The organism is Agrobacterium sp. MCAB5 (assembly GCF_052114365.1).
Lineage (GTDB): Bacteria > Pseudomonadota > Alphaproteobacteria > Rhizobiales > Rhizobiaceae > Agrobacterium > Agrobacterium tumefaciens.
This window is the reverse complement of sequence record NZ_JBFREP010000007.1, coordinates 241,851-254,226: the sequence shown is the minus strand read 5'-3', so window position 1 is coordinate 254,226 and position 12,376 is coordinate 241,851. Positions and strand designations below refer to the sequence as shown.

At 59.7% G+C, this 12,376-nt stretch carries 8 protein-coding genes; 4 read left to right on the top strand and 4 right to left on the bottom strand.

The features are described 5' to 3' along the window. Positions 1 to 10: 10 nt before the first annotated feature. The 4 genes from AB4Z23_RS17520 to trxA all read left to right on the top strand — a co-directional run bounded on the left by AB4Z23_RS17520 (position 11) and on the right by trxA (position 7,875). The gene (locus AB4Z23_RS17520; RefSeq protein ID WP_013635190.1) at positions 11 to 748 is read left to right on the top strand and encodes a nucleotidyltransferase family protein; all 738 of its coding nucleotides are present in this window, start codon (positions 11 to 13) and stop codon (positions 746 to 748) included. After that, positions 745 to 3,930: a double-strand break repair protein AddB gene (addB, locus tag AB4Z23_RS17515; RefSeq protein WP_421476888.1), complete on the top strand. Its 3,186-nt coding sequence runs from the start codon at positions 745 to 747 to the stop codon at positions 3,928 to 3,930. The genes AB4Z23_RS17520 and addB overlap by 4 nt, the downstream gene beginning before the upstream one ends. Then, positions 3,920 to 7,477 carry a double-strand break repair helicase AddA gene (gene addA / locus AB4Z23_RS17510; RefSeq protein ID WP_441360363.1) on the top strand — a complete coding sequence of 1,186 codons (3,558 nt, stop codon included), beginning with the start codon at positions 3,920 to 3,922 and terminating at the stop codon, positions 7,475 to 7,477. Before addB ends, addA begins: the two co-directional genes overlap by 11 nt. A 77-nt stretch (positions 7,478 to 7,554) precedes the next feature. Beyond that, complete coding sequence (gene trxA, locus AB4Z23_RS17505; RefSeq protein WP_003516334.1) at positions 7,555 to 7,875, top strand: thioredoxin; 321 nt, start codon at positions 7,555 to 7,557, stop codon at positions 7,873 to 7,875. Between the two features lie 49 nt (positions 7,876 to 7,924). Here trxA and AB4Z23_RS17500 read toward each other — a convergent pair whose 3' ends face one another. The 4 genes from AB4Z23_RS17500 to trpB all read right to left on the bottom strand — a co-directional run bounded on the left by AB4Z23_RS17500 (position 7,925) and on the right by trpB (position 12,375). After that, positions 7,925 to 9,304, bottom strand: a complete 1,380-nt coding sequence (locus AB4Z23_RS17500; RefSeq protein WP_173739217.1) for a bifunctional folylpolyglutamate synthase/dihydrofolate synthase — start codon at positions 9,302 to 9,304, stop codon at positions 7,925 to 7,927. Positions 9,305 to 9,389: 85 nt separating this feature from the next. Next, positions 9,390 to 10,283 carry an acetyl-CoA carboxylase, carboxyltransferase subunit beta gene (gene accD, locus AB4Z23_RS17495; protein WP_013635186.1) on the bottom strand — a complete coding sequence of 298 codons (894 nt, stop codon included), beginning with the start codon at positions 10,281 to 10,283 and terminating at the stop codon, positions 9,390 to 9,392. A 27-nt stretch (positions 10,284 to 10,310) separates the two neighbouring features. Then, positions 10,311 to 11,150, bottom strand: a complete 840-nt coding sequence (trpA, locus tag AB4Z23_RS17490) for a tryptophan synthase subunit alpha (protein WP_003516338.1) — start codon at positions 11,148 to 11,150, stop codon at positions 10,311 to 10,313. A gap of 4 nt (positions 11,151 to 11,154) precedes the next feature. Further along, the gene (gene trpB, locus AB4Z23_RS17485) at positions 11,155 to 12,375 is read right to left on the bottom strand and encodes a tryptophan synthase subunit beta (protein WP_019565940.1); all 1,221 of its coding nucleotides are present in this window, start codon (positions 12,373 to 12,375) and stop codon (positions 11,155 to 11,157) included. Between the last annotated feature and the right edge of the window lies 1 nt (position 12,376).

Sequence of the window (12,376 nt, the reverse complement as noted above, 5' to 3'; positions counted from 1 at the left end):
GTTGACCACGATGACGATCAAGAACGCGATGGTGCTGGCCGCCGGGCTCGGCACCCGGATGCGCCCGATCACGGATACGATCCCGAAACCGCTCGTCAAGATCGCCGGCAAACCGATGATCGACTACGCGCTCGACGCCCTTGTCGAGGCCGGCGCCGAGAAGATCGTCGTCAACGTCCATCACCATGCCGATCAGATGATCGCCCATCTTGAAACCCGTACCGACGCCGAAATCCTGATTTCCGACGAGCGGTCGCAGCTGATGAATTCCGGTGGCGGACTTGCCAAGGGCCTTAAACTTCTGGAGCCAGGTCCCGTCTTCGTCATGAATGCCGATCTTTTCTGGATTGGCGAACAGCTGAATGCCGTCAGCAACCTGCGCAAGCTTGCGCAATTCTTCGATGCCACGCGCATGGATATGGCGATGCTCTGCGTCGATATGGACCGTACCACCGGTCATAACGGCAAGAGGGATTTCAACCTCTCTTCGGATGGTAGACTGGCGCGGTATCGCGACGGGGACACGAACCCGGTGGTTTATGCCGGGGCCATTGCCATGGATTCGCACCTGCTGGATGATGCGCCGGGGGATGCTTTCAACTTGAATATCTATTTCGACCGCGCCATCGAGAAAGAACGACTTTTCGGACTTTCACTGGATGGCCACTGGATCACCGTCGGCACTCCCGATGCTATAGACGATGCCGAAAGTATCATACGGCAATTCAGGGAAAAGCGCTCTGCATGACTTTCACCCATCACGCAAAGCGCGTCCTGACGATCGCTGCGGGAACACCGTTCCTCAAAACGCTCGCTGAAACGCTGTGTGACGGGACACTGACAGCCGGCTATAAATATGACTCTGCGGATCCGCTTTCGCTTGCCAAGGTGACGATTTATGTTCCGACCCGGCGCTCCGCCCGCGTGCTGCGCTCAGAGTTTGTCGATCTTCTGGGCGGCCGTTCCGCCATTTTGCCACTGATCCGGCCGCTCGGCGAAACCGATGACGACAGCGGCTTCTTCGAGATCGAAAATCCTGAGATCATGGATCTGGCGCCGCCGATTTCCGGCACCGGCCGGCAAATCGAGCTGGCGCGCCTCATTCTGGCATGGCGCAACAGCCTGCCGGACGCCATCAGGGCCATCCATTCGGACTCACCACTGGTCGCCCCCGCCAGCCCTGCCGACGCCATATGGCTGGCGCGCGCGCTTGGCGAAGTGATCGATGCGATGGATACGGAAGAAAAAGAATGGGAGGCGCTCGCGCATCTCGATACCGGCGATCACGCCCAATGGTGGCAGCTGACGGCGGATTTCCTGAAAATCGCCAGCGTGTTCTGGCCCGCCCGTCTTGCCGAACTCAATCGAACTTCCGCAGGCCGACATCGCAACGGTATCCTGAGGGCAGAGGCGAACCGGCTTGCCAACCTGCCGGACACCGGACCAATCATCGTTGCGGGCTCCACGGGCTCAATTCCGGCAGCAGCAGACCTTATCGCCTCTGTCGCCTCCCTGCCCCAGGGCGTCGTCGTGCTTCCGGGCCTCGATCTTACGATGCCGGAGGAACAATGGGAGGCTATTGCCGAGGACCCTACCGATCCTTCAAGCCGCACCCATTCGCAATACGGGCTCTACATGCTGTTGCAGAAGCTCGATATCATGCGAGACGATGTCGTTCAGATCGGCGCTATCGATAGCGATCTTGAAAAACGCGCGGCGGTTTTTTCGGCAGCACTTGCTCCTGCCAAATCCACCAGCGACTGGAACCGCTGGCGTGAGGACAAGCAACCCGGATTTTTCGACGATGCTTTTGCGGCAGCGACCCTGATAGAAGCTGCCAACGAGCGCGAAGAGGCTACCGCAATTGCGGTGGCGCTGCGGCTGGCGCTTGAAGCGCCGGGCGCTGGCCGCCCGTCTCAGGCCGCGCTGATCACGCCCGATCGCGGACTGGCCAGGCGCGTGGCGACGGAATTGCAGCGCTTCGGTATCGAAGCCGACGATTCCGCCGGTACGCCGCTTTCCGCCACGCCGCAGGCCGGACTGACCCAACTCGCACTGGAAGCGATCCTCAGGCCCGGAGATCCGGTGCCGGTCATTTCCCTTCTGAAACATCCGCTCAGCCGTTTCGGGCTTTCGCTGGAGGCTTTTACAAAAGCATCAAAGGCGCTGGAATTGATCGCACTTAGAGGCGGCCGCGTCGAAACCGAAATCGGCAATCTGGAGGCGGTTCTCGATGCGCAACTGGCGGCGCAGCGTGATGACCGGCATCCGCCTGCCTGGAGGCTGGCACTGCCCGAGGGAAGCGTAGACGCCGCGCGCGATCTGGCACGCCGAATCGCCGTTTCGACAGAGCCGCTTGGCAGCGCATTCGTGCGTCGCGACCGCTCGGGCCGGTCTTTCACGGACAAATTGCCGCTTTCCGATTGGGCCGAGCGGACGGGCCGGGTGATCGAAGCCATCTGCGCGGATGACAACAACGATCTTGCCCCTCTCTGGTCCGGCGAGGCAGGCGACAAGCTTTCCGGCCTGTTTGGCGAATTGATGGAAAGCGGCGAAATCCTTGATGCGGATGGTCCGCAATGGGCTGATATCTTCGCGGCACTGGTGGCTGGCGAATCGATCAAGCCGCGATCCATGCGCCATCCGCGCATTTTCATTTTCGGTGCCCTTGAGGCACGATTGCAAAGCGTCGACACTGTCGTGATCGGCGGTCTCAATGAAGGGCTTTGGCCGGGCCAGACGGCAAACAACCCGTTTCTGTCCCGCAACATGAAGACAGCCATCGGTCTGGAACCGCCGGAGCGGCGTATCGGCCAGCTGGCGCACGATTTCGAGATGGCGAACGGGACACGGCAGATTTTCTACAGCCGCGCGCTCAGACAGGGCTCGACACCCGCAGTCGCATCACGCTGGCTGCAGCGATTGCTGGCACTCGGCGGCGAGGATTTTGCCGACCAGCTGAAGAAGCGCGGCGAGACCTATCGCCACTGGGCGGCCCTGATGGATGCGAGCATCGATCAGGAAGCAGCAAAGCGCCCCGCCCCCAAACCGCCGGCCGACTTGCAGCCGAAGAGCTATTCCTTCAGCGAAGTGGGCAGGCTGCGCCGCGACCCCTATTCGATCTACGCGCGGCGTATCCTGAAGCTCAACCCGCTTGATGGCTTCAACCGCGATCCCAATGCCGCCGACCGTGGCACGCTCTATCATGCAATCATCGAGCGCTATTCCCGCGAGGGGCATATTCCCGGCACGCCGGCATCGCTCGAGGCCATGCAGCGTATTCTGGATGAAAGTTTCGACGCGGAAGATCTTCCTGCACATGTCGATGTCATCTGGCGCCCGCGATTCGAGGCGGTGGCACGCGCCTTCATCGACTGGGAGAAAGAACGACATCCATCCATCCGCCGCAGCTTTTTCGAGGCGCGTGCCGGACAGGAAATTCCCGAGGCAGGCATAAGGCTGACCGGCATCGCCGACCGCATAGATATCAAGACCGGCGGTCAGGCGGATATTATCGACTACAAAACGGGGCTTGCGCCTTCAGTCAATCAGGCGCGCGCGCTGCTCGACCCGCAGCTCGCGCTGGAAGCGGCAGCACTGATGCGGGGCGCCTTCCGCGAGGCGGGTTCGCAGACACCGGAAAACCTTATCTATGTGCGTCTGCGGCCGGGTACCCGTTTTTTTGCCGACCAGGTGAACAACGAACACTCCAACCGGGGTGGCAAAAAAGCCCCGAAATCGGCAATTGAGCTGGCAACCGAATCAATCGATCAGCTGGCCAAGTTCGTGCGTTCGCTGCGTGATGGCGAAAACGGCTTTGCCTCGCGGCTGGTGCCGGAGGAGCAGCAATCCTACGGTGGGGAATATGACCACCTCGCCCGGGTTTCGGAATGGTCGACGGCAGAACCGGGAGACGGCGATGATGATTGACCCTATCGATCACGGGCCTGCCACGGACACCCCGCAAAGCTGGATAGACTGGACGAGCGACCGACAGCGGCTCGCCTCCGATCCGGCAAGTTCAGCCTGGGTTTCGGCCAATGCCGGCTCCGGCAAGACCCATGTGCTGACCCAGCGCGTCATCCGCCTGCTTCTGGCCGGGTGCCGACCCTCCGCAATTCTGTGCCTCACCTATACCAAGGCAGCGGCGTCCGAAATGTCGAGCCGCGTCTTCGACCGTCTGGCGGAATGGGCTACGTTGCCGGATAACGATCTTGGGGATCGCGTCGCTGCCATCGAAGGAAAGATGCCGGATCGCATCAAGCTGGCCGAAGCGCGGCGGCTGTTCGCCAAGGCGCTGGAAACGCCCGGTGGGCTGAAGATCCAGACGATCCACGCCTTCTGCGAAGCCTTGTTGCATCAGTTCCCGCTGGAGGCCAATGTCGCCGGCCACTTCTCCGTCCTTGATGACCGCGCCGCAACAACCCTGCTGGCTGAGGCACGTCGGTCGCTTTTAACGGCGGTTTCGACGGAGGGAGACACCGATCTCGCGCAGTCTCTCGCTTATGTGCTTGATTTGGCGGACGAAAGCGGGCTCGAATCGCTACTAACCGCCATCATCGCCAATCGCAGCGCCCTTCGTGCCTTTTTGATCGATGCAAAACAGGCTGATGGCATCGATGCCCAATTGCGGCAGGCAATGCAGATAGACGCGGGTGAAACCGAAGAAACGGCAGCGGCCGCATTCTGGCCCTTGCCAGGTCTCTCGGGGCTTTCCCTCGATACCTATCTGACGCTTGCCGACGAAGTGGGCGGATCGCGCGTCATAGATGTCGCTTATGCCCTGCGGGAAGCGAAACGGCAGACGGATTCCGTGCGGCGCATGGAATTCATCGAAGCTGCGCTGTTGACAGCCAAGGGCGAGAAAAAATCCGATGCCTATGTCATCAACAAGGGCATGCAGATATCCGCACCCGATCTCGTTGACGCGCTGACGCTTGCGCGGGACCATGTCGTGGCCTGTCGCAACCGCTATCGTCTGGTGCGAATGCTGGAGGCGACGAAATGCGCGCTTGTTCTGGCTGAGAGACTGATCGGCGATTTCGAGGATCTGAAAAAGCAGCGAAGCCAGCTCGATTTCGAGGATCTGATCGAGCGCGCCGCCAATCTCCTCAACCGCGATACGGCGGGCGCCTGGGTACATTACAAGCTAGATCAGGGTATCGACCATATCCTCGTCGATGAGGCGCAGGATACCAGCCCTGTGCAATGGTCGATCATCCAGTCGCTGGCGGCGGACTTCTTCAGCGGCGAGAGCGCCCGCATGGGGCGGCGCACGCTTTTTGCCGTGGGTGATGAAAAGCAATCGATCTATTCGTTCCAGGGCGCACGACCGGAGCGGTTTTCGCAGGAGCGCGACGAGACCAAAAGGCGTGTCGATTCGGTGGAGCAGGCATTTCACCGCATCCGCCTGCCGCTGTCCTTCCGTTCCACGGAAGATGTGCTGGCCGCCGTCGATCAGGTCTTTTCGGACCCTAAAAATGCCAGCGGCCTCAGCGCCGATAACGAGCCAGTCGAACACCGCTCCAACCGCGCCGGCCACCCCGGCACCGTGGAAGTCTGGGATATGGTGGCGCCGGAAACCGCCGAGGACGAAGAAGACTGGACGGCACCTTTCGATGCACTTCGGGAAAGCGCGCCGGCCACCATCGTTGCCCGCCGGATCGCCGCGCGCATTGCCGGCATGATCGGCAACCAGACAATCATCGAAAAGGGCGTGGAACGCGCTATTGAGCCCGGCGATATTCTTGTGTTGGTCAGAAAACGCCATGCTTTCGTCAATGCGCTGACCCGTGAGCTGAAACGGCGCAAGAACATTCCCGTCGCCGGTGCCGACCGTCTTCGCCTGACCGATCACATCGCCGTGCAGGACCTTCTGGCGCTTGGCCGTTTTGTCGTGCTGCCTGAGGATGACCTTTCTCTGGCCGCGCTGTTGAAAAGCCCGCTTTTCAATCTCTCCGAAGACGATGTTTTCGACGTCGCTGCCACGCGATCCGATACGGAGAGCGTGTGGCAAAGATTGCAGACGCCTTCGCAAGACGAGAACAGCCGCTTCTTCGCAGTCGCCAACAAGCTCAAGAACTTCATCGCGCTTTCAAAAACCGCAACGGTGCATGATTTCTTCGCTGCGGTTCTGACCCTGCATGACGGGCGCAAAAAGTTCCTGGGTCGTCTCGGCAACGAGGCGAGCGATGTCCTAGACGAGTTCCTGTCTTTTGCGCTTGACCATGAAAGGACCGGCTTGCCCGGCCTGCAAGCCTTCCTATCCGTTCTGGAAACGGATTCGCCGGAGGTGAAACGCGAACAGGACAAGGATCGCGGTGAAGTGCGGATCATGACCGTGCACGCCTCCAAGGGTCTAGAAGCGCCGGTTGTTTTTGTGGTCGATGGCGGTTCGAAAGCCTTCAACCACAGTCATGTCCCGAAACTGCGCTTCGTTGAAGCAGACGGGGATGCCTTCCCCGTCTGGCTGCCTGGCAGCGGTTTTTCCAATCATCTCATTCGCGCCGATGAGGAACGCCTGAAGACGGCCGCGGAAGACGAATATCGCCGGCTGCTTTATGTGGCGATGACACGTGCCGCCGATCATCTGGTCGTTTGCGGTTATCGCGGCCAGAAGGAAAATCCCGAATGCTGGCACGCCATCGTCAAGGCAGCACTTGCCGACAATGAAAAGCACTGCCAGCCGCAACAGTTTATGGCCGATGGTGAAGAGTGGCAGGGGCTTGTCTGGCGCAAGTCCGATGCTCGTTCGACCCCCGCTCCGCAAAGGCTGCCTGAACCACAGACGCAAGAAGAATATGTTCTTCCGGCGGGGCTTCTTACCCCCTTGCCCGCCCTGCCATCATTGCCGAGGCCACTCAGCCCTTCCGGCGCGGGCACCATCATTGATGACGGTGCGGACGATCTTGCCGTGCGTTCGCCGCTTTTCGGCGAAAAAGCCGATGTCTCCTCGCTGGCATTGCAACGCGGTCGGCTGGTGCATCGCATGCTGCAGGCCCTGCCGGATTTTGCCGAGAGTGAGCGGGAAGAGGCAGCCCGCCGTTATGCCGAACGTGCCGCACGGTTCTGGCCGTCTGCCAAGCGCGAACATCTGATACGGGCGGTTTTGCGGGTTATGTCCGAACCAGCGGTGCAGCCGGCATTTTCGCCCAACAGCCGCGCAGAAGTTTCCATTATGGGGACCATGACGATCGGCAGGCAGCATTATGCGGTTTCCGGCCGTATCGACCGGCTGGCAGTGGATGGCGACAGCGTCATTCTGGTCGATTACAAGACGAACCGCGTGCCGCCGCGCGACGCGCACGAGATACCCTTCTCCCACACGGCACAGCTTGCCATCTATCGCGAAATTCTGTCACCGCTTTATCCCGGCAAGGAATTTGTCTGCGCGCTGATTTATACGGAAAATGCCGCTTTTATGACGGTTGGTGACGATGCCATGACGCAAGCCCTTGCCGCAATAAAGACAAAGTGAGATACCGGGGCATTGAAATTTCGACGCGCCCGCATCACATCGATAGTGGAAAAGATTCACTGAAAGGAGAGCCAGATATGGCTACCGTAAAAGTCGACGCCGCCAACTTCCAGTCCGAAGTCCTCGAATCCTCCGAACCAGTCGTAGTGGATTTCTGGGCCGAATGGTGCGGCCCGTGCAAAATGATCGCGCCGAGCCTCGAAGAAATTTCGTCCGAGCTTGCCGGCAAGGTCAAGGTCGCGAAACTCAACATCGACGAAAACCCGGAACTGGCTGCCCAGTTCGGCGTTCGCTCCATCCCGACTCTTGCCATTTTCAAGAGCGGCGAAGTGGCTGACATCAAGGTCGGCGCTGCGCCCAAGACAGCGCTTTCGGCCTGGATTTCCGGCGCCGCGTAAGCGATTTTCCATGGAATAAAGAAAAGCCCGGCAGCGATGCCGGGCTTTTTTATTCGGGAACCGTACCGTTCAATGCAAGCGCGTTTCCGGCAAGATAAAGCGAGCCGCCGATCAGGATGCGCGGCGGCGGCCCTTCGGGATCGAAGCGACGCGATAGCTCGTCCAGCGCCTCGGTCAGCGAAGATGTAGGTGCCGCAACCAGACCGGCATCAAAGGCCGCATGGGCAAGCACGACGGGATCGATTGCGGCATCAGTGCCGCCGATTGGAACCGTGAAGACATACTCCGCGATATCGGCGAAAGCCTTGAAATAGCCCACCGGATCCTTGGTGTTGATCATGCCGGCAATGATGAACAGCGGGCGCGGTGTCTTTTCTTCAAACCCCGCCATTGCCTCGGCAATGACTTCGCCGGCGCCTGGGTTGTGACCACCATCGATCCAGATTTCCGCATCCTTCGGAGCGATTTCAGCGATTTTTCCGGTTAGGACACGCTGAAGACGGCCGGGCCATTCCACTGTTGTCATGGCCTTTTCGATCATCCGCTCCGTCACCTCAAAACCGGCAGCCTTGACGGCCCGGATCGCGGCAGCGGCATTGGCAAGCTGGTGTCGACCGGGAAGACGTGGCAGCGGCGCGTCGGTCAGGCCGAATTCATCCTGGTAGACCATACGGCCGAATTCTTCATGGGCGGAAAAATCCTGCCCATAGACTGATGCCGGGCAACCAAGACGCTCAGCCGTGGAAACGAGGGTATCCAGCGCCGCATCATACTGCTGATGACCAATGACGACAGGGGAACCCGACTTCATGATGCCGGCCTTTTCAGCGGCAATCAATTCCACCCGGTCGCCGAGATAGGCCTGATGATCGAGCGATATCGGCATGATAACGGAAACGGCCGGGTTGTTGATCACATTGGTCGCATCGAAGCGCCCACCGAGTCCAACCTCGACCACGGCAGCATCTGCCGGATGCTCCGCGAAGAGCAGAAACATCGCGGCGGTCAGAATTTCGAAAACCGTTATCATCTGGCCGCCGTTGGCAGCTTCGATGCGGCGCAGCGCATCCGCAAAGACGGCATCATCGACATAACGGCCTTTTTCGCCGGAAACGCCGATGCGATAACGTTCATGCCAGTTCACGAGATGCGGAGAGGTGTGAACGTGCACGGAAAGTCCTGCCGCCTCCAGTAATGCGCGGCAAAAGGCCGTAACCGAACCCTTGCCGTTGGTGCCTGCGACATGAATAACCGGCGGCAACCTTTTCTGAGGGCTGCCTAGTTTTTCCAGAAGACGGGAAATTCTGTCCAGTGAAAGATCAAAACCCTTGGGGTGAAGCTGCATCAGCTTTTCTATGATCTGTTCGGCCTCGCCGATTGCGGGCTTCGTCATATCTTCTGTTCGCCTTTCAGGCGTTGTATTGGCCATTTGTCCGCCGCACCCGAGATGAAATCATGCAACGTATAACGTCATCCCGAAGGCGCTTCCCGCCTCCGGGCGACATATTTTTCCGTCAGGCCGAAGCCGCAAGCGGAATGACCGCGTTTGCTTCTGCCGGAGCCTTCGTCATGATCTTGAGAAGGCTTGCCAGCGTATCGGGAATTTCGCGGCGATCGATCACCATATCCACCATGCCGTGCTCCAGCAGGTATTCCGATGTCTGGAAGCCTTCAGGCAGCTTTTCGCGAATGGTCTGCTCGATCACGCGCTTGCCCGCAAAGCAGATTTCGGCGCCCGGCTCGGCAATATGCACGTCGCCCAGCATGGCGTAGGAAGCAGTGACGCCACCCGTCGTCGGGTTCGTCAGAACCACGATGTAGGGCATGCCTGCTTCTTTCAGCATGTTGACAGCAACCGTGGTGCGCGGCAGCTGCATCAGCGACAGAATGCCTTCCTGCATGCGGGCGCCACCGGAGGCCGGGAACATGACCAGCGGGCAACGCTCTGAAATGGCGCGCTCGAACGCCTTAACGATGGCTTCTCCGGCCGCGATGCCGAGAGAACCGCCCATGAACTGGAATTCATGCACAACGGCAACGATCTTCAGGCCTTTCAGGAGGCCAACGCCGGCAAGGATAGTATCTTCCTGCTCGGTCTTCGTGCGGCTGTCGCGCAGACGATCGGTGTATTTCTTGGAATCGCGGAACTTCAGCGGATCCTGCGCTACCTTCGGCTGCGGCAAGGCCTCATAGACGCCACCATCGAAAAGATCGACGAGACGCGCCTTTGCCGGCATCTTCATGTGGTAACCGGAAGCGGGAATGACCCACTTGTTATCTTCCAGATCCTTGTGGAAGACCATCTCGCCCGTTTCCGGGCACTTGATCCACAGGTTCTCAGGAACCTCCGGGCGGCGGCCAAGCATGGAATTGATCCGGGGCCGTACGTAATTGGTGATCCAGTTCAACTGACTACTCCTGACTGGGCCGCGCGCTTATTCCGCAGCGGCAAGGCGCGACGCACGCACGCCCGTTGAAAGTCCTTTTACCAGCGTCGTGACGGATGGCACGGTATCGGCGGTTGCCTGCCCGTCCTTCGTCAGACTGCCGGCAATCTGGTTGACGATGGCCGAACCGACCACCACGCCATCCGCCACGGCACCGATCGCTTTGGCATGATCGGCCGTCTTGACACCAAAACCGACGCAAACCGGCAGTTCAGTATGCGCCTTGATACGACCGACCGCACCAGAGATCAACGAGGGATCGGGCAGCGCGGAACCGGTAATGCCGTTCATCGATACGTAATAAACGAAACCTGAGGTATTTTTAAGAACGGTCGGCAAGCGCTTGCCATCCGTCGTCGGCGTGGCGAGACGGATGAAATTCACGCCGCGCGCCAAGGCGGGCACGCAGAGCTCATCATCCATTTCAGGCGGCAGATCGACCACGATCAGACCATCGACGCCAGCCGCCAACGCATCGTCCAGAAATTTGTCGACGCCGTAGATGTAGATCGGATTGTAATATCCCATCATCACGATCGGGGTCGCGTCGTCTTCCTTGCGGAACTCGCGGGCGAGATCGAGCGTGGTTTTCAGCGTCTGGCCGCCTTTCAGCGCGCGCTGTCCTGCCAGCTGGATCGCCGGGCCATCCGCCATCGGGTCGGAAAACGGCATGCCGAGCTCGATAACGTCGGCGCCTGCTTCCGGCAGGGCCTTCATGATGCCGAGCGAGGTTTCGAAATCCGGGTCGCCGCCCATGAAATAGGTAATCAGAGCCGGGCGGTTTTCAGCGCGCAGATCGGCAAAGCGCTTGTCCATACGTGCAGTCATGGTCTTACATTTCCATTCCGAGGAACTTGCTGACGGTGTGGACATCCTTGTCCCCACGACCCGAAAGATTCATCAGGATGATCTCATCCTTGCCCATCTTCGGTGCGCGCTTGATGACTTCCGCCAGCGCGTGGCTTGGCTCCAGAGCGGGAATGATGCCTTCGAGGCGCGTCAGCATCTGGAAGGCGTCCAGCGCCTCATGGTCCATGATCGGTACATATTCCACGCGGCCGATATCGTTCAGCCAGGAATGCTCAGGGCCGATGCCGGGATAATCGAGACCTGCGGAGATGGAATGGCCTTCCTTGATCTGGCCATCCGCATCCTGAAGAAGGTAGGTGCGGTTTCCGTGCAGAACCCCCGGCGAACCGGCCGTGATCGAAGCGCAATGCTCCTCACCCGAAAGACCCCTGCCGCCAGCCTCGACGCCGACGATACGGACACTCTTGTCATCAAGGAAAGGATGGAAGATGCCGATGGCATTCGAGCCACCGCCAACAGCCGCAATGACCATATCCGGAAGACGGCCCTCCGCCTCCAGCATCTGTGCCTTTGCTTCCTCACCGATGACGGCCTGGAAATCGCGAACCATTTCCGGATAGGGATGCGGGCCGGCAGCCGTGCCGATCAGGTAATAGGTGTCGTCGACATTGGTGACCCAATCGCGCAGCGCCTCGTTCATGGCGTCTTTCAGAGTGCCGTGGCCAGCCGTTACCGGCTTTACCTCAGCGCCCAGAAGCTTCATGCGGAAAACATTCGGCGCCTGGCGGGCAACATCCGTCGCGCCCATATAAACGACGCAGGGCAGGCCGAAGCGTGCGGCGACGGTCGCCGAGGCAACGCCGTGCTGGCCGGCACCGGTTTCGGCAATGATACGGGTCTTGCCCATGCGCTTCGCAAGCAGGATCTGGCCAAGGCAATTGTTGATCTTGTGCGAGCCGGTGTGATTCAGCTCTTCGCGCTTGAAATAGATCTTGGCGCCGCCCAGTTCGGCCGTCAGGCGTTCCGCGAAATAAAGCGGGCTCGGGCGGCCAGTGTAATGAGCGCCGAGATATTTGAGTTCTGCCTGAAATTCGGGATCGGTCTTTGCCTTCTCCCACTCCGCCTGCAAATCCAGAATAAGCGGCATCAGCGTTTCAGCAACGAAGCGGCCTCCGTAAATGCCAAAACGGCCGTCCTCATCGGGACCGGCGCGGAAAGAATTGGGTGTTGGCGCGTCGTTCACT

Coding starts and splice junctions, on each gene's coding strand:
- AB4Z23_RS17520 (WP_013635190.1), top strand. CDS start 11: ATGACGATCAAGAACGCGATGGTGCTGGCCGCCGGGCTCGGCACCCGG.
- addB (WP_421476888.1), top strand. CDS start 745: ATGACTTTCACCCATCACGCAAAGCGCGTCCTGACGATCGCTGCGGGA.
- addA (WP_441360363.1), top strand. CDS start 3,920: ATGATGATTGACCCTATCGATCACGGGCCTGCCACGGACACCCCGCAA.
- trxA (WP_003516334.1), top strand. CDS start 7,555: ATGGCTACCGTAAAAGTCGACGCCGCCAACTTCCAGTCCGAAGTCCTC.
- AB4Z23_RS17500 (WP_173739217.1), bottom strand. CDS start 9,304: ATGGCCAATACAACGCCTGAAAGGCGAACAGAAGATATGACGAAGCCC.
- trpA (WP_003516338.1), bottom strand. CDS start 11,150: ATGACTGCACGTATGGACAAGCGCTTTGCCGATCTGCGCGCTGAAAAC.